The sequence below is a fragment of the Microbacterium zouquanmingi genome (assembly GCF_052266695.1).
Taxonomy (GTDB): domain Bacteria; phylum Actinomycetota; class Actinomycetes; order Actinomycetales; family Microbacteriaceae; genus Microbacterium.
Window position 1 is genome coordinate 47,331 of the sequence record NZ_JBQPQZ010000004.1, and the last position, 22,345, is coordinate 69,675.

The 22,345-nt window shown below is 65.5% G+C and carries 21 protein-coding genes; 9 read left to right on the plus strand and 12 right to left on the minus strand.

The annotated features are described in order from the left end of the window. Position 1: 1 nt before the first annotated feature. Together rph and murI are read right to left on the minus strand one after the other, a co-directional pair. Positions 2 to 739 (minus strand): ribonuclease PH, encoded by a 738-nt coding sequence (gene rph / locus ACTU6U_RS09685; RefSeq protein ID WP_443468912.1) that lies wholly within the window; start codon positions 737 to 739, stop codon positions 2 to 4. Beyond that, positions 732 to 1,619, minus strand: coding sequence for a glutamate racemase (gene murI / locus ACTU6U_RS09690; protein ID WP_443468913.1), 888 nt, complete (start codon positions 1,617 to 1,619; stop codon positions 732 to 734). The genes rph and murI overlap by 8 nt, the downstream gene beginning before the upstream one ends. A gap of 37 nt (positions 1,620 to 1,656) precedes the next feature. On the opposite strand from murI, the gene ACTU6U_RS09695 reads away from it, so the two are divergent. After that, entirely contained in the window at positions 1,657 to 2,982 is a 1,326-nt protein-coding gene (locus ACTU6U_RS09695) for a nicotinate phosphoribosyltransferase (RefSeq protein WP_443468914.1), read from the plus strand. A 23-nt stretch (positions 2,983 to 3,005) separates the two neighbouring features. Here the strand turns inward: ACTU6U_RS09695 and ACTU6U_RS09700 are convergent, their stop codons facing one another. From ACTU6U_RS09700 to ACTU6U_RS09710, 3 genes are read right to left on the minus strand one after another with little or no spacing between them, the layout of a single operon-like run. Then, positions 3,006 to 3,272 (minus strand): DUF3039 domain-containing protein, encoded by a 267-nt coding sequence (locus tag ACTU6U_RS09700; RefSeq protein WP_417510677.1) that lies wholly within the window; start codon positions 3,270 to 3,272, stop codon positions 3,006 to 3,008. Between the two features lie 39 nt (positions 3,273 to 3,311). Beyond that, positions 3,312 to 4,841: a phosphatidylglycerol lysyltransferase domain-containing protein gene (locus ACTU6U_RS09705; protein WP_443468915.1), complete on the minus strand. Its 1,530-nt coding sequence runs from the start codon at positions 4,839 to 4,841 to the stop codon at positions 3,312 to 3,314. An 11-nt stretch (positions 4,842 to 4,852) separates the two neighbouring features. After that, on the minus strand, positions 4,853 to 6,235 hold the full coding sequence (locus ACTU6U_RS09710) for an ABC transporter ATP-binding protein (protein WP_443468916.1): 1,383 nt from the start codon (positions 6,233 to 6,235) through the stop codon (positions 4,853 to 4,855). On the opposite strand from ACTU6U_RS09710, the gene ACTU6U_RS09715 reads away from it, so the two are divergent. From ACTU6U_RS09715 to ACTU6U_RS09730, 4 genes are all read left to right on the plus strand, one after another. Continuing rightward, a complete protein-coding gene (locus ACTU6U_RS09715; RefSeq protein WP_443468917.1) occupies positions 6,198 to 6,629 on the plus strand; it encodes a hypothetical protein in 432 nt (143 codons plus the stop codon). The genes ACTU6U_RS09710 and ACTU6U_RS09715 overlap by 38 nt on opposite strands. Before the next feature lie 151 nt (positions 6,630 to 6,780). Continuing rightward, positions 6,781 to 7,473 (plus strand): phosphocholine cytidylyltransferase family protein, encoded by a 693-nt coding sequence (locus ACTU6U_RS09720; protein WP_443468918.1) that lies wholly within the window; start codon positions 6,781 to 6,783, stop codon positions 7,471 to 7,473. 78 nt (positions 7,474 to 7,551) lie between these two features. After that, a complete protein-coding gene (locus ACTU6U_RS09725) occupies positions 7,552 to 8,496 on the plus strand; it encodes a hypothetical protein (RefSeq protein WP_443468919.1) in 945 nt (314 codons plus the stop codon). A 75-nt stretch (positions 8,497 to 8,571) separates the two neighbouring features. After that, entirely contained in the window at positions 8,572 to 8,874 is a 303-nt protein-coding gene (locus ACTU6U_RS09730) for a hypothetical protein (RefSeq protein WP_443468920.1), read from the plus strand. 46 nt (positions 8,875 to 8,920) lie between these two features. Here the strand turns inward: ACTU6U_RS09730 and ACTU6U_RS09735 are convergent, their stop codons facing one another. Next, complete coding sequence (locus ACTU6U_RS09735) at positions 8,921 to 9,121, minus strand: DUF4177 domain-containing protein (RefSeq protein ID WP_443468921.1); 201 nt, start codon at positions 9,119 to 9,121, stop codon at positions 8,921 to 8,923. A gap of 151 nt (positions 9,122 to 9,272) precedes the next feature. On the opposite strand from ACTU6U_RS09735, the gene ACTU6U_RS09740 reads away from it, so the two are divergent. Continuing rightward, positions 9,273 to 10,871, plus strand: coding sequence for an acyl-CoA carboxylase subunit beta (locus ACTU6U_RS09740; RefSeq protein ID WP_443468922.1), 1,599 nt, complete (start codon positions 9,273 to 9,275; stop codon positions 10,869 to 10,871). Then, a complete protein-coding gene (locus tag ACTU6U_RS09745) occupies positions 10,868 to 11,086 on the plus strand; it encodes an acyl-CoA carboxylase subunit epsilon (protein ID WP_443468923.1) in 219 nt (72 codons plus the stop codon). The genes ACTU6U_RS09740 and ACTU6U_RS09745 overlap by 4 nt, the downstream gene beginning before the upstream one ends. Here the strand turns inward: ACTU6U_RS09745 and ACTU6U_RS09750 are convergent. From ACTU6U_RS09750 to ACTU6U_RS09775, 6 genes are all read right to left on the minus strand, one after another. Next, the gene (locus ACTU6U_RS09750; RefSeq protein WP_443468924.1) at positions 11,083 to 14,109 is read right to left on the minus strand and encodes an alpha-mannosidase; all 3,027 of its coding nucleotides are present in this window, start codon (positions 14,107 to 14,109) and stop codon (positions 11,083 to 11,085) included. The two genes, ACTU6U_RS09745 and ACTU6U_RS09750, sit on opposite strands and share 4 nt — an antisense overlap. Before the next feature lie 56 nt (positions 14,110 to 14,165). After that, a complete protein-coding gene (locus tag ACTU6U_RS09755; protein ID WP_443468925.1) occupies positions 14,166 to 15,398 on the minus strand; it encodes an ROK family transcriptional regulator in 1,233 nt (410 codons plus the stop codon). A gap of 264 nt (positions 15,399 to 15,662) precedes the next feature. Next, complete coding sequence (locus ACTU6U_RS09760) at positions 15,663 to 16,664, minus strand: hypothetical protein (protein ID WP_443468926.1); 1,002 nt, start codon at positions 16,662 to 16,664, stop codon at positions 15,663 to 15,665. After that, entirely contained in the window at positions 16,661 to 17,893 is a 1,233-nt protein-coding gene (locus ACTU6U_RS09765; RefSeq protein ID WP_443468927.1) for a sensor histidine kinase, read from the minus strand. The genes ACTU6U_RS09760 and ACTU6U_RS09765 overlap by 4 nt, the downstream gene beginning before the upstream one ends. Further along, positions 17,883 to 18,545 (minus strand): response regulator, encoded by a 663-nt coding sequence (locus ACTU6U_RS09770; protein ID WP_443468928.1) that lies wholly within the window; start codon positions 18,543 to 18,545, stop codon positions 17,883 to 17,885. The genes ACTU6U_RS09765 and ACTU6U_RS09770 overlap by 11 nt, the downstream gene beginning before the upstream one ends. Before the next feature lie 28 nt (positions 18,546 to 18,573). Further along, a complete protein-coding gene (locus ACTU6U_RS09775) occupies positions 18,574 to 19,773 on the minus strand; it encodes a class I SAM-dependent RNA methyltransferase (protein WP_443468929.1) in 1,200 nt (399 codons plus the stop codon). A 40-nt stretch (positions 19,774 to 19,813) separates the two neighbouring features. Here ACTU6U_RS09775 and ACTU6U_RS09780 point away from each other — a divergent pair, with 40 nt between their 5' ends. Together ACTU6U_RS09780 and ACTU6U_RS09785 are read left to right on the plus strand one after the other, a co-directional pair. Further along, positions 19,814 to 20,467 carry a Maf family protein gene (locus ACTU6U_RS09780; RefSeq protein WP_443468930.1) on the plus strand — a complete coding sequence of 218 codons (654 nt, stop codon included), beginning with the start codon at positions 19,814 to 19,816 and terminating at the stop codon, positions 20,465 to 20,467. Between the two features lie 78 nt (positions 20,468 to 20,545). Continuing rightward, a complete protein-coding gene (locus ACTU6U_RS09785; RefSeq protein ID WP_443468931.1) occupies positions 20,546 to 22,309 on the plus strand; it encodes an acetyl/propionyl/methylcrotonyl-CoA carboxylase subunit alpha in 1,764 nt (587 codons plus the stop codon). The last annotated feature ends 36 nt before the right edge of the window (positions 22,310 to 22,345 follow it).

Genomic DNA, 22,345 nt, shown 5'->3' on the forward strand with positions numbered 1-22,345 from the left:
CTCACTCCCCTGCGAGAGCTGCGAGCTGGTGTTCCTTCAGCGTGGCGCAGCCTGCGACACCGAGCTCAAGAAGCGCATCAAGCTCGCGCTTGTCGAACGGCGCCCCTTCGGCAGTGCCCTGCACCTCGACGAACAGACCGCGACCCGTGACGACGATGTTCATGTCAGTCTCTGCACGAACGTCTTCGACATAGGGCAGGTCGAGCATGGGCTCGCCATCGATGATCCCGACCGAGATGGCAGCGACGGAGTCGATCAACGGCTGAGACTTCTGCCCGATGAACTTCTTATTGCGGCCCCACTCGATCGCATCGGCGAGTGCGACATAAGCACCCGTGATCGCGGCGGTGCGGGTTCCGCCGTCTGCCTGCAGCACGTCGCAGTCGATGACGATGGTGTTCTCGCCCAGCGCCTTGGTGTCGACGACAGCACGCAGCGCGCGACCGATCAGGCGCGAGATCTCGTGCGTGCGTCCACCGATCTTGCCCTTGACGCTCTCGCGGTCGTTTCGGCTGTTGGTGGCCCGCGGCAGCATCGCATACTCGGCGGTGACCCAGCCCTTGCCCTTGCCGGTCAGCCAACGCGGGACGCCGTTGGTGAACGATGCCGTGCAGAGCACCTTCGTGCCACCGAAGCTGATCAGCGCGGAGCCCTCAGCGTTCGCGCTCCAGCCGCGCTCGATGGTGATCTCGCGGAGCTGGTCGGTTGAGCGGCCATCCGCGCGGACGATGTCAGACATGAGTTTCCTTCGGGTCGGTGTTACCGGCCTGTGCCGGGTCAGAGAGTTCGGCCAGCTCAGAGAGATCAGGCAGTGTGATCACGCCCGTCTGGACGTGCTGCACATCGCGCACTTCAGCACCCATGAGACGGTTCGCAAGCGCGGTGAACTCCGCGGTGGATTCTCCCGTCGCCTCATACTTGTAGGTCGCAGTGGCCTGGTGAGGCGCGAGCAGATCGCCACGCACGAGCTGGCGGTAGACGTCACCTGCAGTCTCATCGTCGCTGGAGACCAGCGCCACACCGTCGCCCATCACGTAGCTGATCGCACCACGCAGGAACGGGTAGTGGGTGCACCCGAGCACGAGCGTGTCGACACCCGCCTCGCGAAGCGGAGCGAGATACTCCTCGGCGACCGCGATCACCTCGGCCGTATCGGTGACTCCCGCCTCGACGAACTCGACGAATCGCGGGCAGGCCGCAGTGAAGACCTCTAGATGCGGATTGACCTCAAGCATGTCCTGGTACGCGCGTGAGGCGATCGTGCCGACGGTTCCGATGACGCCGATCCGGCCCTTGCGCGTGGTCGAGACAGCACGGCGCACGGCGGGCCCGATGACCTCGACGACAGGGACGTCATAGCGCTCGCGCGCGTCGCGCAGCATGGCAGAGGATGCCGTGTTGCAGGCGATCACGAGCATCTTCACACCCTGGTCGACAAGAGTGTCGAGCACCTCGAGCGAATAGCGACGCACGTCTGCGATCGCCTTGGGCCCGTACGGCGAATGCAGAGTGTCGCCGATGTAGACGAAGGATTCGCGTGGGAGCTGGGCACGGATCGCCCGTGCCACGGTGAGACCTCCGACACCGGAGTCGAAGATGCCGATCGGTGCCGCGTTCATGACTCACCAGCCTACCGTCACTCATTAGGCTGAGCGCATGACCTCGTCGACGGCGCTGCTTACTGACCGCTATGAACTCACGATGCTGGGTGCGGCGCTGCGTGACGGCACCGCTACCCGGCCGAGCGTCTTCGAGCTGTTCGCGCGACGTCTTTCCGGGGGACGCCGCTTCGGCGTGGTGGCCGGAACCGGACGTCTGCTTTCGCTGCTGCGCGACTTCCGCTTCGGAGATGATGAGCTGCGCTACCTGAGCGATCACAAGGTCGTGGACGCTCAGACGCTGAAGTACCTCGAGAACTACCGCTTCACCGGAACGATCCGCGGGTACCGCGAGGGCGAACTGTATTTCCCTGGCTCCCCCATCCTCACGGTCGAGGGTTCCTTCGCTGATGCTGTCGTCCTCGAGACGATCGCGCTCAGCGTCATGAACCACGACTCCGCGATCGCGACGGCCGCGTCGCGGATGAGCATCGCCGCGGGCGAACGTCCGCTCGCGGAGATGGGCTCGCGCCGCGCCGCCGAGATGTCAGCGGTGGCTGCGGCCCGCGCCGCGTACATCGCGGGCTTCGGTGCGACGAGCAACCTCGAGGCGGGCCGGCAGTGGGCGATCCCGACGATGGGCACCGCCGCACACTCGTGGACGCTCCTGCATGACTCCGAGGAAGACGCATTCCGTGCGCAGGTCGACAGCCTCGGCAGCGGCACCACGCTTCTCGTGGACACCTACGACATCGCTGAGGGAGTACGCACCGCGATCCGCGTCGCCGGTACGCAACTCGGTGGCGTGCGCCTCGACTCCGGCGACCTTCCGACAGTCGCCGCAGCAGTGCGCGATCAGCTCGATGAGCTGGGAGCGACCACCACGAAGATCACCGTGACCAGCGACCTCGACGAGTACGCGATCGCTGCCCTGGCAGCATCCCCCGTCGATTTCTACGGTGTCGGCACTTCGGTCGTCACCGGTTCCGGGTACCCCACGGCGGGAATGGTCTACAAGCTCGTCGCACGGCAGGATGCCTCAGGAAGCTGGATCCCGGTCGCGAAGGCATCGACCGACAAGGGCTCGAAAGGTGGCCGCAAGGCGGCCTTCCGCACGCTGCTCGAGGGCGTCGCCACTGCCGAGACCATCGTCGTCTCCGACGGCTTCGAAGAGCTCAGTTCCGCCGCAGAGCACCCTGACTCACGAAGCCTGCAAGTCCCTCTGGTCGATGGCGGCGAGATCGATGCCTCGTTCGAAGGCGCTTCTGGCACAGCATCCGCTCGTGCGCACCATCTTCTGGTGCGCGAAGAACTGCCGGTGCGTGCTCTCGCGCTCAGCAAGTCGGATCCTGCGATCCCGACGGTGTTCCGCGATCAGGACTGACGGTCCCTGAGCCCGTCGAACGGTCAGCCGACCATCGATTCGTAGATCTCTTTGCAGGTCGGGCAGATCGGGAACTTCTCCGGGTCGCGACCCGGCGTCCACTTCTTGCCGCACAGTGCGCGCACCGGCTTGCCGGAGATCGCCGACTCGAGGATCTTGTCCTTCTTCACATAGTGAGAGAAGCGCTCATGGTCTCCCGGCTCGAGATTCTCTTCTTTGAGAAGTTCTTCCAGTTCGCGATCAAGCGTTGCCACGCCGCCCTGATCGGGGCTGTCCAGCGGAGTACTCATGCGCAGAGTCTACCGGCCGAGGGCGCTCCTCGGGCGGAGTCACGCGGTCTCGACGAACTCCATGAGACGCTCGCCGCCGCGGTCGAAGATACGACCACCCACGATCGCACCGAGCGCGAGCACGACGACTCCCGTCCCGATGCCTACCCAGAAAGTGGCGGGGTTGTAAGCGTCATCGGTGATCACAGTCATGATGAACAGCCAGATGGTCGGCGCGCTCACCGCGATCGCGGCGATGAATGCGATGGCGGGGGCGTATCCGCCACGGGATGCCGAACGCTGGGGCTGCTGGAACGGGCTGTCCCCCGGGCGCGACACCGCATAGGGCGAAGTCACCGAGAGGATGCTGGACAAGCCGAGCCCCGACAGGAACAGACACGCGGCGAGCCCGATCATCGGCATGAGCAGATACCAGCTCTCGATCGGCGCCAGCGTCAGCGGTATCGCGATCGCCAGCACCGGGATCGCCACCAGAGAGATCGGAATGACACGGCCCAGTCGGTCCGAGACACCGCGCACGCCGCTGGCCACATGAATCCACAGCGCCGTCGAGTCGTAGGCGACGTCGTTGTGCGGAAGCCAGCCGAAGAAGAGCGCCATCACCGGCACCGGCACGAGAGCTGCGATGTACAGAGGCACACCCGCCACGAGCAGCGGGAACACAGTCAGCACGCCGGCGATCGGTACGATGACGAAGTTCACGATGTAGCGCCGATCGCGCAGCCAGTACACCAGGCTGCGCGCAGCGATGGCGCCGAAGGCATTCGACGGCAGCAGCGCGAACCAGCCGAGCCCCGCCCGCTCCCGTGAAGTCGCAGGGCGATCCGTCGAGGTGAGCAGACGCCGCACGAGCCACGTCCACCACGCCCACAGCCCTCCGAGCGTGACGAGCGCGATGATCCCGCTCAGCCATGCTGCCGAGCCGTCCCCCGCCGCAATGGCCAGCCCGAAGCTCGGAACCGCCGCGAGGGGCGTGTATCCGACCGCGTCAGTGAGGGCAGCCACCGCGACGGGCACCTGACCGTCCCACTCGAAGGAGCCGAGGAAGATCGCGACAGGGAAGGCGATAACCACGACAGCAAGCACGAAGAGGGCGCTGAGTTCGCGAGAGCGGCGCTCCGGGAGCAGCAAGGCGCTCATCGCCATCCCGATACGCGCGGCGATGGCCGAGGAGACGACACCGAGAACACACACCAGCACGGCGACCGGCCAGGGCGTTCCGAGCGCGATCAGCACGATAGCCACGCACACCGCGACAGCGATCAGCGCGAACGACGGCACGCTCACGAGCGATGCGACGGCAAGCATCCACGGCATGTGCCGCACATCGACCCCGAATATCGCGAAGCGTCGCGGGTCGAGCTGGTCGGCGGCACCGGTCAACACAGGTCCGACCAGAAATCCGAGCAGAATCGCCGCTGCGGCCAGCACGACGACGGTTCTCGCCACCGGCAGCGGGGCCGAGGCCAGGCTCACCAGGGCGATGCACACCGTGACGGTCGCCGCGATGACGATGAGCGGCCGCAAAACGGTGCGCACCACATGTTCGCCGCGGAGAGCGCCGAACATCAGCGCGAGCCTCAGTCGGAGAATGTGTGCAACCACTCGAGCCCCTCTACTTCGCCGACCCCACCGGAAAGCTCGACGAAACGCGATTCCAGAGTCTGTCCCGCACGAACCTCGTCGACGGTCCCCTCCGCCAGCACGTCACCGCCGACGATGATCGCCACCCGAGAGCACACTCGCTCGACCAGATCCATGCCGTGGCTGGAGAGGACGACCGTCCCGCCGTGCGCGACGTAGGCGCGGAGGATGTCGAGGATCACCGCAGAAGAGACCGGATCGACGGATTCGAACGGCTCATCGAGCACCAGCACGCGCGGCGAGTGGATCATGGCTCCTGCGAGCATGATCTTCTTCGTCATACCGGCCGAATAATCCGAGACCACACGTCCCACGGCCGCCGAGAGGTCGAAGGCGCGGACGAGGTCGGCAGAGCGCTTCTCGATCGCATCGACGGAGAGACCGCGAAGCAGACCGTAGTAGTGCAGCAGCTGACGCCCGGTCAGACGATCGAACGTGCGCAGCCGATCGGGCAGCACACCCATGAGGCGCTTGGCTGCGAGTGCGTCCTCGGACTGATCGATACCGCAGACGCTGACCTGTCCGCTGTCCGCGCGCAAGAGCCCTGCGAGGATCGATAAAGTTGTCGTCTTTCCTGCACCGTTCGGCCCGACGATGCCGTAGAACGACCCGGCGGGAATGGTGAGGTTGATCTCGTTGACGGCACGCTGGTCGCCGAAGTACTTCACGAGACCACGCACCACGATGGCGTTGCCAGCGCCCTCCAGCTCATCGCCTTGCACCTCGCCCGCCTTGTCGCCAACCACGTCCGCTACGACGGGCTCGGCGGCTGCTTCAGGCTCAGGCTCGAGCACGGGCTCCGCCTCCGCGGCGAGCTCCGATGCGGGCTCGGCGGCGGCCTTTGCCTCGAGGAGCATTTCGATCTCGACCACCGGCTCCGCATCCAGAACGGCATGCAGGTCAACGGTGGCGGGATCCGTTCTGGCCGGCTCATGCGCAGGCGAAGGAACAGCCTCCACCGTCGGGGCGGCATCGTCTGCGGCGATGAGCGGCTTCTTCGCAGCTTCCGCCTTCGCAGCACGGGTCGCCGCTGCTTTGGTCGCCGCTGCTTTGGTCGCGGCGGCTTTCGTCGCAGCTGTCTTGGCTGCGGTGGCCTTCTCGGCGGTGGTCTTCGCCGCAGTCGTCGCGCTCTGAGCCTTGCCCTCCGCCGAACGAGCCGCGGCAGTCTTCGCCGCCGTCGTCTTCGCCGCAGTGCTCTTCGCGGCAGCCGCCTTCTTCGTGGCGACGGCCTTCGACTCTTCGCTCTTAGCCGCAGTTGCTCTGGCTGCTGCGGTCTGCGTCGTGGTCTTCGCGGGAGGCTTCGTCGAGCGCGCAGCCACGGTCTTGACCGCGGCGGTTGTCGTGGTCTTCTTCGAGGCGGCTGTCGTCTTCTTCGCGGGGGGCGTCGTCTTCTTCGCCGCGGTCGTCTTCGTGGCGGGATTCGCCTTCTTCTCGTCGGTGCTCGCTGCCTTCGCAACAGGCTTCGCCGCCGCAGGTTTCTTCACCGCAGGTGTCTTCACCGCAGGTTTCTTCACCGCTGGCTTTTTCGCCGCACTGGGCTTCGCCGACGAGGTCTCTCGAGTCGCCTTCGCGTCTGAGCGCGCGCTCAATGCGGAGTCAGGCCGATCAGCGGCATCGTCTAAAGAAGCAGTCACGCCCCTACGCTATCAACGGCACCCGAATTTCTTAGGGCTCGACGACACAATCGTCATGGATTCACGGGTGTTCGTCTGACCTGTGTGTCAGGTGTGTACCTGATCACGAAATGGCAACAGCCGAGCCTCACCCCACAGGTTCCCAGGCGCCATCGCTAGCATGAGGGCGGCACGAAGAAGTGTCTGGTCGATTAAGCGACCGTGAACACAGAATCTTTTTAGGAGAATTCGTGACTCTTCAGACCGTTATCCTCGCCGCTGGCATGGGCTCGCGCCTCGGCCGTGCACTGCCCAAGCCGCTCACCGAGCTCAGCGACGGCCGCACCATCATGCAGCAGCAGCACGAGAACATCCGTGCGGCGTTTGGCCGCGAGGCCCGCATCACTGCTGTCGTCGGCTACCGCGCCGAGACCGTCATCGAGGCGTTCCCGCACGTCAACTACGTGCACAACGAGCGTTACGACGAGACCAACACCTCCAAGAGCCTGCTGCGCGCCCTCGGCGCGACGGGCAAGGGTGGCGTCCTCTGGATGAACGGCGACGTCGTCTTCGACCCGCGCATTCTCGGCCGTGCCATCGAGTTCATCGAACGCGACCAGTCGTTCGTCACGGTGAACACTTCCAAGGTCAGCGACGAAGAGGTCAAGTACACCGTCACCGCCGAAGGTTTCATCAACCAGCTGTCGAAGACCGTCAAGGGCGGCCTCGGCGAAGCAGTCGGCATCAACTACATCTCATCCGCGCACAAGAAGGCGTTCATGCGCCAGCTGTCGCGTGTTGAGGATCAGGACTACTTCGAGCGCGGTCTCGAGCTCGCCATCGCCGAAGATGGTCTGCTGCTCGAGCCCATGGACGTCTCGGATCTGTACGCAGTCGAGGTCGACTTCGCCGAAGACCTCGAGCGGGCGAACCTCTACGTCTGATCTGCACTTCTGAAAGCCCGGCTCCGCAGGGAGCCGGGCTTTCGGCTTTCTCGCGGATGACTTGCATAGGATCTGGGCATGGCGAAGAAGGTGCACAAGATCCACTCCCTCCCAGACGATGCCGCCTGGGACAAGGGAGTGCCGCCGGCCGGCTCCGACGAGCATCCGATCACGGTGCGCGGGCTCGATAGAGTCCTCGCGATCCAGCGCCCGCTCGTTCTCGCCCACATCCGCAGCATCCGCCTGCGCAACCCGAACGCTTCACCCGACCAACTCGTGCGTATTCTCGAACGCCGGTATCTGGCTGCCGTGACTGCTGGCGGCGCGGCCGTCGGCGCGACGGCCGTCGTCCCCGGCATCGGCACCGGGATCACTCTTGCACTCTCCGGAGTGGAGACGATCGGGTTCCTCGAGTCGACCGCACTGTTCGCACAGTCTCTTTCTGAAGTCCACGGGATCGCCATCGAGAATCCGGATCGTGCGCGCGCACTCGTGATGACTCTCATGCTCGGAAAAGAGGGCGTGGATCTCGTCGGCCAACTCGCGAAGCAGGCAAGCGGCCACGGAATCGGGCGCTCCTCCTACTGGGGTGAGCTCGTCACGAAGTCGCTCCCCCGCGCCGCGGTCGGTCCGGTCGTCGACCAGCTCAAGACCAGATTCGTCAAGCACTTCGCCGCGGCCGGTGGCGCATCCTTCATCGGCAAGGCCATGCCCTTCGGGATCGGCGCCGCAATCGGAGGCGCAGGAAACCACGTGCTCGGTCGGCGCGTGCTGACGACCTCTCGTCGCGCGTTCGGAATCTCCCCCGCCGTGCTTCCTGCCGAACTCGAGCCCGTCGCGAACGCCGAGAAGCTCGAACTGCGGATGCTGCACGGAGCCCGCTACGCAGGGTCCGCGATCGTGGGCGCAGCAGACACCCTTGCCAAGGGCGTGGGGCGAGCAGGGCAGAAGATCGGCAAAATCGGACGCAAGAAGCGCGGTGTGGAAGAACTCGACTCTTCCTCCACAGACACCGATTCCTGAGGGTTCTCCCTCGCCACCGGCGCAGGTGCCGGCACACGAGGCACAGCGTCGGCGACCGTTCCTACTGTGGCACCCATGTTGCGCTATATCGATCCGTCACAGATCCCGCCGAATAATGCCTACCGGGTGCCCTGGCGCATCCGTCGCAGCGATCCCCATCATCCTGTCGTAGTCAATGACGGCACAGAGAGCGCCGATTTCGTGCGCGTGTTCCGCGACGACCTCCGCACCGACAGAACAGAACTATGGGGTCAGGTGCTGCCGTCCGAAGGCATCCAGCTGTGCCTGTGCGAGGCAGTCCTCGACGAGGTCGTCGTCACGCTCGCCTGGTTCCGCCCTGCCGACGGGCTCGAGTACGTGTGGCGGTTCGTCGTATGACGTTCGCGTCGCTCCCCGCGGGATGCCGCATCACGCACCGGCTCGTTCATCGTGATTCCTCATTTCGTCTCTCTCGAGAGAAGACGAGATCGAGCCTGGGCTCCGAGTACGTGTCGAAGGGAATCGCCTGCACGAACGTCCAGCCATCTTCCGCGCGCCCGCGAATGAGTTCGCGATAATCATCGGAGAGACGGAATCCATCTCTATGCTGCGTCACTGCGATGCTGACGAAGTCGTACTCGGTCATCTGTGAGCCCCCTCCCGGATATGCCGCCACCATAGCGAGGTTCCACGGTCGGCGACAGTTCACCGCCCCGCCACGATCTACGAAACCCACCAAAGGATCCGTCACCGGGTTGTGCGAGGCATCCAACGCGACGCGCAAGCGCCCTACTAGGGTGGAATCCGTGACGGACACCCCTGACCTCTCAACGACCGCTGCCAAGATCGCGAACCTGCGCACCCGCTTCGACGAGGCGGTCACCGCGCCTGAGAAGATCGCGCAGGAGAAGCAGCACGCCAAGGGCAAGATGACCGCCCGCGAGCGCATCGAGCTCCTCGTCGACAACGGCAGCTTCGTCGAATTCGACGAGTACGTGCGACACCGCACGACCGCGTTCGGAATGGACCGCAACCGCCCCTACGGCGACTCCGTCGTCACCGGCATTGCCACGATTCACGGCCGCACGGTCGCCGTGTACTCGCAGGACTTCACCACCTTCGGCGGTTCGCTGGGCGAGGTATCCGGCGACAAGATCATCAAGGTCATGGAATACGCCCTACAGGGCGGCATGCCCATCATCGGCATCCTCGATTCGGGAGGCGCCCGTATCCAGGAGGGTGTGCTCGCCCTCAGCAAGTACGGCGAGATCTTCCGTCTGAACACTCGCTCCTCTGGTGTCATCCCACAGATCTCGATCATCATGGGCCCGGCTGCCGGTGGTGCCGTGTACGGACCTGCGCTCACCGACTTCGTGATCATGGTCGACAAAACCAGCCAGATGTTCGTCACAGGCCCCGACGTCATCAAGACCGTGACCGGCGAAGACGTCGGCATGGAAGAGCTCGGTGGCGCGCTCACGCACAACACCCGCTCCGGTGTCGCCCACTACCTCGCCGATGACGAGGACGACGCGATCGACTACGTGCGCACCCTGCTCGGCTTCCTGCCTGACAACAACATGGCCGAGATCCCCGCTTACGAGAGCGATTTCGAGTTCGAGACGACGGATGCCGACCGCACCCTGAACGCGATCATCCCGGACTCCGCCAACCAGCCCTACGACATCCACACGGTCATCGAGCACGTCGTCGACGACGGCGACTTCATCGAGGTCCAGCCGCTGTTCGCACCGAACATCGTCATCGGTCTCGGCCGCATCGAAGGACGCTCAGTCGGCATCATCGCCAATCAGCCCTCGCAGATGGCAGGAACTCTGAACATCGAGGCGGGTGAGAAGGCCAGCCGCTTCGTGCGCTTCTGCGACGCGTTCTCCATCCCGATCGTCACTCTCGTCGATGTCCCCGGATACCTTCCCGGCACCGACCAGGAGTGGACCGGCGTCATCCGCCGAGGTGCGAAGCTCATCTATGCCTACGCCGAAGCGACCGTTCCGCTGGTCACCGTCATCCTGCGCAAGGCCTACGGCGGTGCCTACATCGTCATGGGGTCCAAGCAGCTCGGCGCCGACGTGAACCTCGCCTGGCCCACCGCTGAGATCGCCGTCATGGGCGGTCAGGGGGCCGTGAACATTCTCTACCGCAACGAGATCCGCAGGGCCGAAGAGGCAGGCGAGGATGTCGCCGCCGTTCGCACGCGTCTCGCCAACGAGTACACGTACAGTGTCACGTCGCCGTTCCTCGCCGCAGAACGCGGAGAGATCGACGGCATCATCGAGCCCGCGAACACTCGGGTGGCGATCGCCAAGGCACTGCGCTCGCTGCGCGGCAAGCGCGCTGCTCTACCGCCGAAGAAGCATGGGAACATCCCGCTGTGACCGAGTCCGAAAAAGCACCAGACGTTCGGATCGTTCGCGGCACAGCGAACGAAGAAGAGCTCGCTGCCCTCATCGCGGTGGTCACCGACGCGTACGCACGCGAAGCCGAAAGCGCTGTGGTGGACGAACCGAACGTATCCGTATGGGAACGCACGCAGCGGCCGACGCGCCCGTCACTTCGACGCGACATCCCGTGGGGACGGTTCTCGGGCTAACCCGCGGCACGCGGAGCGCGGAAGCGCAGCGTGACCAGCTGGAACGGACGCAGCGTCAGCGCGACCTGTTCGCCTGACACCGAATCGACGACCGCAGCATCCACTTCTCGCTCAAGCAGATCGGTCTCGATCACGGCACCGAACGCGAACGACGTCGACAACGTCGTCGATGCGCGACCGCCGAGCGCTTCGTAGAGCCGGACGATCACATCACCGCTTCGGTCTTCGGCGAGCTTCACGGCCTCGATGATGACAGCATCCGACGAGACCGACAGCACCGAGGCGACCGGGTTGCCTCCGAGGAGCTGACGCGGCGGCAGATTGAGCCGGTATCCCTCACGCGCAGCATCCGCAATCGATGAGTCGGGGCGGATGCTGACTCGAAGAGTGTGCTCGCCCTGATCCGCCTCCGGGTCAGGGTAGAGCGGAGCCCGCAGCAGTGACAACCGCACGTTCGTGAATGTTCCGCCACCCTCTCGCGGCCGTGAGGTGATGTCGTGCCCGTACGTGGAGTCGTTCGCGACCGCGACGCCGAATCCTGCCTCGCCGACGTGCACCCATCGGTGCGCCACGGTCTCGAATCGCGCCATATCCCATGAAGTATTGGCGTGCGTCGGACGTTGCACGTGTCCGAACTGGATCTCCGAGCTCGCACGGTCGGTGTGCACATCCAACGGGAACGCCAGCTTGAGCAACTTCTGCCGCTCGTGCCAGTCCACCACCGTCTCGATCTCCAGAGCTGCGGAATCCGCAGCCAGAGTCAAAGTCTGCGTGATCCGCGTGGCCCCCCGGCCGCGGATCACGCAGACGACTGCGGCAGTGGGGTGCGAGACCTGCTCGATGGACACCACGTCTGTCAGATCGATGACCTGACGTCGGTAATGCTCGTCGATGTCCCAGGCATCCCACTGGGTCGGGGTATCGCGGTGCAGCTGCAGGAGATTCGCTCTCTTCCCCGGCGCGATCGTCTCTCGTCCGGTGGCACGAACGACCAGAGAGACGATCAGCCCCGCGTTGTCGATGCGAACACGCAGCTGGCTGTTAGTGAGTTCGAAACCCTCGTCCGTGCGGGTCAGGATGGTCGCGGTCCCAGCCCCCGGCGACGCCACGGGCGACGCCACCACCGCCATCGCCTCGAGCGAACCCTGAGCGTACGGCCCGGCATTTGCCACGAGCGCGGTCGCGCCCTCGCCGACGAGCACTCCGAGCGCGCCGACGGTGAGTCGCTCTGCCGACGCGAGCACCTCTTCGTAACGGCGCTCCGCCTCCCGATGTACCCAGCCAATCGAACTGCCAGGGAGGATGTCGTGGAACTGCTGCAGCAGCACGGTCTCCCACAGCCGGTCGAGCTCGTCGTAGGGGTACTCACCGCCCCGCAGCGCCGCCGCGGTCGCCCACAGCTCGGCTTCGCGCAGCGCGTGCTCACTGCGGCGATTGCCCTGTTTGGTGCGGACCTGGGACGTGTAGGTCCCCCGATGGAACTCCAGATACATCTCACCCGACCACACCGGCGGATGCTCGTACTCTGCTTCGGCTGCGGCGAAGAACTCCGCCGGGCTCGACAGCGTGACCGTTGGTGACCCTTCCAGCGAGTGCAGGCGCTCGGCTGCGGCGATCATCTCCCGGTTGGGTCCTCCGCCACCATCGCCGTACCCAAAGGGCACGAGCGACGTATTCGCCATGCCCTTCTCGGCGTACTGCCGCTCTGCGCGGGCGAGGTCTGCTCCAGACAGCTGTGAGCTGTAAGTGTCCACCGGCGGGAAGTGCGTGAAGATCCGCGTTCCGTCAGTTCCCTCCCAGAGGAACGTGTGGTGCGGCATCCTGTTCGTCTCGTTCCACGACATCTTCTGCGTCAGCATCCATCGTGATCCGGCCGCGCGCGCGATCTGCGGAAGGGCTGCGGAATAGCCGAAGGAGTCCGGGAGCCAGACGTCGAGCGGCTCGACTCCGAACTCCTCCATGAAGAACCGCTTGCCGCGGACGAACTGGCGCGCCAGCGCCTCGCCGCCGGGCATGTTGGTGTCGGATTCGACCCACATGCCTCCGGCGGGGACGAATTTTCCGGATGCCACGGCATCGCGCACCCGCGAGAACAGTTCGGGCTGGAACTTCTTCAGCCAGGCGTACTGCTGAGCCGAGGATGCCGCAAAGACGAAGTCCGCCTCCTGCTGCAGTGACAGCACGTTCGAGAACGTGCGCGCAATCTTGCGCTGCGTCTCGCGAATCGGCCACAGCCACGCCGAGTCGATGTGCGCGTGCCCGATGGCGTGCACTCGGTGCGCGGACGCTGCCGCAGGGCTCGAGAGCACACCCGCAAGCTCCGCCCGCGCCTCGGCAGCACTGCCGACGATGTCATCAGGATCCGCGGTATCCATCATTCGCTCCAGTGCACGAAGGATCTCAGCGCGTCGAGGTGACGAACCAGGCAGCTCGGTGATCAGCTGCGACAGCACCGTCGCATCTTGCAGCACCTCCCAGACCTCGAAGTTCCGCACTGCGATGTCTGCTTGCCGCAGTTCATAGAGGGGTTCGTCGCCCGCCGTCTCCAGAGAACCGAGATCGGTAGGACGGAAATAGCGGAACCCCTCGGCGAGGTCAGGGTTCGCTGCAGCCTCGAGGTAGAGCTCGAACTGCTCGCCCGGGGCAGCCTCGAGCGGCACGTGCGCGTTGCGCGGCTCCACTGCTTTCACGATCGAGCCATCGAGCCGATAGACCATGCCTTCGGCTTGGAACCCGGGCTCTGCCTCGTTGAATCCCAGGTCAAGCAGTAGCTCCGCTCCGGGAGCCTCCGGCACCGTTCCCGTCAGCCTCAGCCAGGTCGTCCCCCAGGGTTTCCCCCATCGTGCCCCAGCCGTGAACGGCTGATAGATCTGACCCATAGCTTCAGTGAACGGCACCGGCTCCCCCGGCACCTCCCAACTCGCCACACGCAGCGGCGTGAGAACCGTGTGCACGTTCGGGCGCAACCGCTCGTGGATGAAGCGCCGAAGACGAGCTTCGATGAGATCGGTCGTGTCGTGCATGCCCAGCAGACTCCAAGGTCGGGATGCGAATAGTCAATCGATTCGATTTACCCCTGTCAAGCCCTCTCGGTTCCCGGGGTCCGCTGGTCCGAGGAATGGAGGAAGAGCGCTTCCGCGCGTGGAGAGAGCACCTCATCGAGCACGACGCACCCGGCACCCACTGCGCCCACGTCATCCCCGATGACGGCGCCGCGCACGGGAAGCGTCCGCACGGCGCGCGTCGCGCTCTGCCGCTCGAGAAGCTGCGGAAGCAGCGAGAGATCGAGTGACGAGACGCGCGTCCAGAAAGGCCCCCCGAGCACGACGCAATCCACATCGAGCATGTTCGTCAGGGCAGAGATCAGCACAGAGAGATACCCCGTCGCCTCCTCCAGAATCTCGGTCGCGCCGCGATCCCCGCCTGCGGCACGATCACACAGATCTGTGAACCGCGAATCGACGGACTCCGGATCGCTTCCGACCCGGTCATCGGCGAACACACCTACTCTCTCCGCACGCTCGATGATCGCCTGCGGCGTGCACACCACCTCGACACAGCCGCGCTGACCGCACGCGCATTCCGGCCCATCCGGGTCGACGATGATGTGTCCGATCTCGCCGGCATTGCCAGATGCTCCGCGCACGACGTCCCCGTCGATCACCAGGGCTGCGCCGATCCCGATGCCGAGGTAGATCAGCAGGAGTGAGCTGTCCGGCTGATGATCGCCCGTCCACAGCTCAGCCACCGCTGCTGCCGTCGTGTCCTTTTCCAGGATGACCCGCAGCCCCGTCGCCTCGGCGAGCGCGTCGCGCAGAGGAACTCGATGCCAGGAGTGCAGCTTGGGCGGATCGACGACGGTGCCGTGCCCGGCATCCAGCGGCCCTGGTGCCGCGACACCGATCCCCGTGATGACAGAACGGTCGATGTCCTCCGCCACGATGAGCTGCTCTATCTCATCTGCCATCGCCGCGATGATTCGTCGAGGGTCATCCGCGGGCATGCGCCGGGTGACGCGTGCGATGACGGCGCCCGTGAGATCGAGAAGGACGAAGGTCATGATCGCGGGATCCAGATGCACGCCGATCGACACACGGCTCGTCGGATTCAATCGCAGCGTAGTGCGCGGCTTACCCGGGCCTTGAACGGTGCGGCCAGCCTCTTCGATGAACCGCTCGTCGAGCAGCCTGCGCGTGATGTTCGTGACGGTCTGCGCCGACAGCCCGGTCGCCTCGACGAGTTCGGTGCGGCTCAGCCCCTCCCCAGAGCGTCGAACAGCTTCGAGAATGACAGAGCGATTGAAACCGCCCATCTTCGGAAGATTCGTCCCTCTCCGCCGTGAATTCATCGTTCCATCATGACGCATTCAAGAGAATCTTTGTCCCCCGAAATACCTACAGACAAAGGTCTTGCGTACGGGGAGACTGATACCAACGCTTCGCGTTCGATCGGTCTCTCTGCCCCAGGGTAGGCAGACGGTGATCGATCACCCGCGGTGAGTTTTCGGGTAACTGCACCGCATATGGCGAGGGGTCGACGAGTTCGTCGCCCCTCGCCCTTCTTATTCGCAGTGCGCTTACCGCTCTCGTGGGATCTCTTTCCACAAGCCGACGGTGTCCTCGTCTGAAGAATCGCCTGTTCCCGTGCGTCCGACCACGGTTACCGCAGTGCGGTTGTCGCGCGCGGCACGGATGATCAAGCGCTCGGCGTCGGCCTGAGCGATCACGTCGGCGAGCTCATCCCTGATCTCGTCCCGACGCTTCTCGTCGAGTTCATCGAACCCGCCCTCGTCGAACACGGTCACTGCGATACCGCGGAGCCTGACGCGCTGGATGGCTTCGCGCACGGCATCGTTGAGCAGGCTCGCCCCGCGCAGCTCGTCGCGCAATCGTCCTTCGGCAAGACGGGCCTCCAGACGCTCTTCTTCTGTCAAGCGCCCCTGCGCCGCGACAGTCTTCGTCAGCACGGGACCTGCGACACTCAGCGCGTACTTCACTCTGATTCTCCGTTCGCGCTGACGCACCAGCTGCGTGGCATGCCACACGGAGACCGCGCGCTGGATCTCGGCGAGATGCTCTGTGTCACGGACTGCACGATCCCAGAACAGCACGAGCAGCTGCGCGACCACGGTCCACATGATGGAGCCGACAAGTCCGAGTTCGAGAGCGGTAAGCAGTCCAAGCTGCACTGCTGTCGAAGCGGTGAGCGCGAGCAGAACGAGCCACCCGATCACCGGCCGTCGGCGCACGATGCAGATCACAGCGAGAAGGCCCAGCGCACCGATGTACCAGGTGGCGAACGGCGCGGTTCGGTCGCGAACGAGCATCGCGGCCCCCACCATGAACGGGATGCCAGCGCTCGCCACGATCGCAACCGTCCCGAGCCACCCCGGCATCCGAACGGTGCCCTGTACGTCGACGAGGACAGTGGCGATCATCACCACCAGGTACAGCAGAATCGCCGCGCCCATCACGAGAGGTTCGGCCGGCTGCACCGTCCACCACGCCGCTCTGGCTGCGAAGTAGATCGCGAACCCCACGGCGAGCCCGGTGGCAACGCTGCGCACGGAACGATTCATGCGCTCTCCCACTCGAGAACGATATGCGTTCCGGCGCCTGTGGAATCGATCGACACGCTTCCCGCGACAGCGGCCATGCGCGCGATCATCGACGCGCGAATCCCCAGGCGGTCTTCGCCGATGGCGTCGAGATCGAAGCCTGCGCCCGTATCCAGGATGGTCACCGCAAGCCCGTCGTCACCACGTCCGTCCACCACCACGTGCAGACCACGGCCGGCCGCGTGTTCGATCGCGTTCCCGATGGCCTGGCGGGCGGCGAGCACAATCGCTCGCGCAGCCCGGCCGGGAATCAGTCCCGCCGTTCCCCGCTCCTCCACGATCGCGTCCGCGCCGCGTTCGGACAGCGCGCGTCGCAGCTCGGCGACGATCAGCGCCGTCCCGATCGGATCATCGCTGCCCTCCTGGGCGACGACGGCTTCGGTGTTCGCCAGTCGCGTCAGTGCCTCGCGCGCCATCGCCACGGCAAGGTCCCTCGCGCGATCGGAATCGGCGCGCTCTGCAGCGATGAGGGCGGCAAGCACGCTGTCGTGCATGAGCGCTGCCATCGCGACGCGCTCCTCCTCGGCGGCGACTCCTGCTGCGACCGAGGTATACGACGCGACGGCGCTGCCGCGTGCGCTGTCGACGCCGACCGCGACCGCCCGGAACATCCAGCCGAGCGAGACGATCACGAATCCGAGGATGATCGTGAACGAGACATCGAAGGCCGTCGTCGTCCAATAGGAGCCGCGGAAACCGCCCTCGACCAGGCGCACATAGCCGTACACCAACGGCAGACCGAGAGCCCAGAGCATCTGCACCTTCAACGGGAAGGCCAACATCGCAGCGACGACGCCGACGTTCACCAGGAAGAAGATCCACGGCTGGCCTTGGCTATCCGAACCTGCCGCAGTCACGATCGGCCACGCCGCGAGGGCAATGAGGTAGATGATCGCGAATGCGCCTGCGCACACGCGCACGCCGCGTCCGAGCACACAGGAGACGAGCATCGCGGCCAGCGAGATGTACACGACGAGCAAGAGCGTGACCTGCACGCCGGATGCGCCGTCTTTGAGTCCGCCGATCGCCGCCAGCAGCGCCTGTACACCGAGAATCGCTGACCCGATCGCCGCGACGATCGCCAGGATGCGTTCCATCCGCTTGCGCGTGAAGCGTTCGAACTCCGTCTCGGCCGCGCTCGGTGACGGTATTCGTCCCCACGCGGCCTGCAGCGCGGCGTCAGCGGGCACTGGCAGCCCCGTCTGGGGCGACAATGCCGTCCTCCATGGCACGACGGAGCAGATCAACCTTCGTCGGAGCCGGTCTTCCGACCTCGACGTACTTCACGCGCACTCGCGTGATGTTCTCTTTGGCTGTCGAATACGCAACACCGAGTCGTTCAGCGACCGCCTTGAGCGGGAGCCCTGTGGCATACAGGCGCAACACGTCGCGTTCACGGACCGACAGCTGCGCGTCAGCGAACTCGCGGTCACCTTCGACTGCGCTGGCCCATTCCACGTTGTTCAGCGCTTCGCCGCGTGCGACGGTGCGGATCGCGTCCAGCACGTCGTCAAGGGCGGATGACTTGCTCACCACCCCTGCCGCGCCTGCCGCGAGCGCCTCGCGCACAGCCGCAGGACGGTCGGCGACACTGTGGATGACGACACTTGCGCCGTCGGAGACGAGCGCTGTGACGTTCTCAGTCACCGTGGTGCCGTCACCGAGCGTCAGATCGAGCACGACCACGTCGGCCGGTGAGGCGCCAACAGTGGTCCGCCAGCTCAGGTACGCCCCGACCGTACTCCCGGAGAAGACGACCGTTCCGCTGTCGGCGCGCTCGCACGCGAGCTCCAGCCCGAGCCGAACAGACTCGTGATCGTCGATGAGTGCGACCGTGCTCATGGCACCATGCTATCGATCTGCTGAACGATCACCGACTCAGAAGCGCAATGGTCTCGAAGTGGTGGGAATGCGGGAAGAGATCGAACGCCTCCAGCGACTCCACATTCCAGCCGAGCTGACGGAACGTGCCGAGGTCGCGTGCGAGCGCGACAGGGTCGCAGGCGACGTACACGACGGCATCCGGGTTCAGTGCGTGCACGCCTTCGACGACCGCGCGTCCCGCACCCGCACGCGGCGGGTCGAGCACGATGGTCCCGGCCTGAGCGCCATCGGAGAGCGACGCAAGATAGCGATCCACCCGCGCGGTCACGGCAGCGGCCCCGAAGTCCGCAAGGTTCTCACGGGCGTGAGCTGTGGCGCGCGCGCTGGACTCGACGGTCACGATGTCGGTGGCGCCAGCAGCGGCCAGTGAGGAGGCCAGCAGGCCGACGCCTCCGTAGAGGTCGAAGTGGGTGGCATTCGAATCGACGCGACCGGCGAGCGCCGTCCTGATTGCAGAATCGAGAATCGCTGCCGCTCCCTGATGCACCTGCCAGAATCCGTCAGCATCCACCTGGAACGAGCGGCCTCCGACGCGCTCGACGATGACCTGCGGCGCCGGACGCTTGCCGCGTTCGGGGCGCCGCAGCACGTGCACGGTGCCATCCGAGGATTCGACCAGGTCGATGCGACCGGGCTTGGCGTTCCGCAGTGACAGTGCCTCGGCTGCCACTGTCGGGCGCGCCAGCGGGTGCGACGAGACCGGAACCACGCGGTGGCTGCGCGCCGCATAGGGGCCCACGATTCCATCGGCATCGACGTGCAGCGACACACGTGTGCGCCACCCCGTGCCATCGGTGTCATCGATTGCACTGACCGACGGCGCCTCCAGCCCTTCTCCTGCGAACTTGTCCAGCGCCTCGGAGAGCACCTGCTTCTTGAGCACGCGCTGGTGCTCGAGATCAATGTGACCGAGATCCGCGCCTCCCGCGCGCTCTTCGGGATCGTGCGACATATCGGCCTCGGGCCAGATATGTGCGCGGCGGTGCGGCGAGGCCTCCAGCACCTCAATCGTCTCAGCGCGCCAGAACGACGACTTCGCGTTGTCGGTGACCCGCGCGCGCACCCGCTCCCCGGGGATGGCATCCGAGACGAAGACCACCCGCCCTTCGTGCCGAGCGATGAACGTGCCGCCGTGAGCGATACCGGTGATGTCGAGATCGAGCGATGCGGGTGCGGAAGAGGCCATCCTTCGAGGATACGGTTCCCAGAGCGGTACCGTGGTCGCTATGCAGGTCTGTCTCGCCTCCACCTCCCCCGCCCGTCTGATGCTGCTGCGCCAGGTGGGGATCGAACCGCTCACGCGCGCACCGAGGACAGATGAGGAAGCAGTCACCGCAGAGGCCGTCACGGCCCGAGGAGCAGACCTCCCGCCTGACGAACTGGTGCTGCTGCTCGCACGTGCCAAAGCCGCCGATGTCGCGCAGAGTCTTCGTGATGAGGATCCTGCTTTCGATGGCATCGTGATCGGCGGCGACTCGATGTTCGCGCTCGGCGGCCGCGTCTTCGGCAAGCCCTACACCGAGGCGGAGGCGGCCAGGCGCTGGCGCGAGATGCGCGGCGCCACTGGCGTGCTGCACTCTGGACATTCGGTCTTCCGCATCCAGCCGGGCCGTGAACTGCGAGAGGCGACGGCTGTGGCCGAAGCATCCGTCACTTTCGCCGACGACATCACCGACGACGAGATCGCCGCCTATGTGGCGAGCGGGGAGCCGCTGCACGTTGCCGGCGCCTTCACCGTCGACAGCCTCGGCGGAGCATTCATCACCCGGGTCGAGGGCGACCCCTCCACCGTGGTGGGCATGTCGCTGTCCACCATCCGCCGTCTCGCTCGCCAGCTCGACGTGTCGTGGACAGATCTGTGGTCCACGCAGCAGTCATAGACATTCCGCTACGTTTTTCTGCATTTCTTGTCGATACTGCTCAAAATTATCGAGCTTCTTCTCGCTAGGCTGACACTCATGCCCATCGACAAGGTGCTCATCGCCAACCGCGGTGAGATCGCCGTACGCATCATCCGTGCCGCCCGCGATTCCGGAATCTCCTCGGTCGCCGTCTACGCCGAGCAGGACCGTGATGCACTGCACTCGCGCCTCGCCGACGAGGCGTACTCGCTCGATGGCGACACGAGCGCATCGACCTATCTGCAAATCGACAAGATCCTCTCGATCGCGCGACGCTCAGGAGCCGACGCGGTGCACCCCGGCTACGGATTCCTCGCCGAGAACGCCGACTTCGCTCGCGCCGTGATCGGCGCGGGCATGATCTGGATCGGTCCGTCCCCCGAGGCGATCGAGTCGCTCGGAGACAAGGTCACCGCGCGCCACGTCGCTGAGAAGGTCGGCGCGCCACTCGCGCCCGGCACGCCAGGGCCCGTCGAAACAGCAGACGAGGTCATCGCTTTCGCCAAGGAGCACGGTCTTCCGATCGCGATCAAGGCTGCGTACGGCGGCGGCGGTCGCGGCCTCAAGGTCGCCCGCGAGCTCGATGAGGTCGCAGAGCTCTTCGAGTCGGCCACTCGTGAGGCTGTCGCAGCCTTCGGCCGCGGCGAGTGCTTCGTCGAGAAGTACCTCGACAAGCCGCGTCACGTCGAGACCCAGTGCCTGGCGGATGCCGAGGGCAACGTCGTCGTGATCTCCACGCGCGACTGCTCGCTTCAGCGCCGCCACCAGAAGCTCGTCGAAGAGGCACCGGCACCGTTCCTCACCGAGGAGCAGAACGCGCAGCTGTACACAGCATCCAAGGCCATCCTGAAAGAGGTCGGCTACGTCGGCGCCGGAACCTGCGAGTTCCTCATCGGCGCAGACGGCACGGTGTCGTTCCTCGAGGTGAACACCCGCCTGCAGGTCGAGCACCCGGTCTCTGAAGAGGTCACCGGCATCGACCTCGTGCGCGAACAGTTCCGCATCGCCGCAGGCGGAACGATCGACTACGACGACCCGAAGCCGCAGGGGCACTCCTTCGAGTTCCGCATCAACGGCGAGGACCCCGGTCGCGGGTTCCTCCCCCAGCCCGGCCCGATCCACATCTTCAAGACCTTCGGCGGTCCCGGCATCCGTCTCGACTCCGGCGTGACCGCCGGCGATTCCGTCTCAGGTGCGTTCGACTCGCTGCTGGCGAAGATCATCGTCACCGGGCGCGACCGTGCCGAGGCTCTCGAGCGCGCGCGCCGTGCGCTCGATGAGTTCGAGGTCGCAGGACTCCCCACGGTCCTGCCCTTCCACCGCAAGGTCGTTCGGGATGCCGCATTCACCGCGGAAGACGGCAATTTCGGCATCTTCACCCGCTGGATCGAGACGGAGTTCGACAACGACATCCCGGCCTGGGACGGCGAGCTCGAAGAGCCGACCGCGACGGAGACCCGCCACACCGTGGTCGTCGAGGTCGCCGGCAAGCGCCTCGAGGTGAGCCTGCCCGACCGCGTGACGGTCGCCGCCGGCACCACCGGCCGCCCGGCGGCTGTTCCCCCGTCGCGCAGGAGCCACTCCATGACCGCGTCAGCCGGAGCATCCGGCGACGCCGTGAAGTCGCCCATGCAGGCCACGATCGTCAAGGTCGCTGTCGAGGAAGGACAGCAGGTCGTCAAGGGCGATCTGGTCGTCGTCCTCGAAGCGATGAAGATGGAGCAGCCGCTGCAGGCGCACAAGGACGGCGTCATCGGCAGCATCAGTGCGGCCCCTGGCGCCACGGTCTCCGCCGGGCACCAGCTTCTCACCATCTCCTAGACCATCTCCTAGACCACGAGACCCCCACTTACCGCC

Excerpts from the sequence above, each read along its gene's own strand:
- rph (WP_443468912.1), bottom strand. The coding sequence starts at position 739 with ATGTCTGACATCGTCCGCGCGGATGGCCGCTCAACCGACCAGCTCCGC.
- murI (WP_443468913.1), bottom strand. The coding sequence starts at position 1,619 with ATGAACGCGGCACCGATCGGCATCTTCGACTCCGGTGTCGGAGGTCTC.
- ACTU6U_RS09695 (WP_443468914.1), top strand. The coding sequence starts at position 1,657 with ATGACCTCGTCGACGGCGCTGCTTACTGACCGCTATGAACTCACGATG.
- ACTU6U_RS09700 (WP_417510677.1), bottom strand. The coding sequence starts at position 3,272 with ATGAGTACTCCGCTGGACAGCCCCGATCAGGGCGGCGTGGCAACGCTT.
- ACTU6U_RS09705 (WP_443468915.1), bottom strand. The coding sequence starts at position 4,841 with ATGTTCGGCGCTCTCCGCGGCGAACATGTGGTGCGCACCGTTTTGCGG.
- ACTU6U_RS09725 (WP_443468919.1), top strand. The coding sequence starts at position 7,552 with ATGGCGAAGAAGGTGCACAAGATCCACTCCCTCCCAGACGATGCCGCC.
- ACTU6U_RS09730 (WP_443468920.1), top strand. The coding sequence starts at position 8,572 with ATGTTGCGCTATATCGATCCGTCACAGATCCCGCCGAATAATGCCTAC.
- ACTU6U_RS09735 (WP_443468921.1), bottom strand. The coding sequence starts at position 9,121 with ATGACCGAGTACGACTTCGTCAGCATCGCAGTGACGCAGCATAGAGAT.
- ACTU6U_RS09750 (WP_443468924.1), bottom strand. The coding sequence starts at position 14,109 with ATGCACGACACGACCGATCTCATCGAAGCTCGTCTTCGGCGCTTCATC.
- ACTU6U_RS09755 (WP_443468925.1), bottom strand. The coding sequence starts at position 15,398 with ATGGGCGGTTTCAATCGCTCTGTCATTCTCGAAGCTGTTCGACGCTCT.
- ACTU6U_RS09760 (WP_443468926.1), bottom strand. The coding sequence starts at position 16,664 with ATGAATCGTTCCGTGCGCAGCGTTGCCACCGGGCTCGCCGTGGGGTTC.
- ACTU6U_RS09770 (WP_443468928.1), bottom strand. The coding sequence starts at position 18,545 with ATGAGCACGGTCGCACTCATCGACGATCACGAGTCTGTTCGGCTCGGG.
- ACTU6U_RS09775 (WP_443468929.1), bottom strand. The coding sequence starts at position 19,773 with ATGGCCTCTTCCGCACCCGCATCGCTCGATCTCGACATCACCGGTATC.
- ACTU6U_RS09780 (WP_443468930.1), top strand. The coding sequence starts at position 19,814 with ATGCAGGTCTGTCTCGCCTCCACCTCCCCCGCCCGTCTGATGCTGCTG.
- ACTU6U_RS09785 (WP_443468931.1), top strand. The coding sequence starts at position 20,546 with ATGCCCATCGACAAGGTGCTCATCGCCAACCGCGGTGAGATCGCCGTA.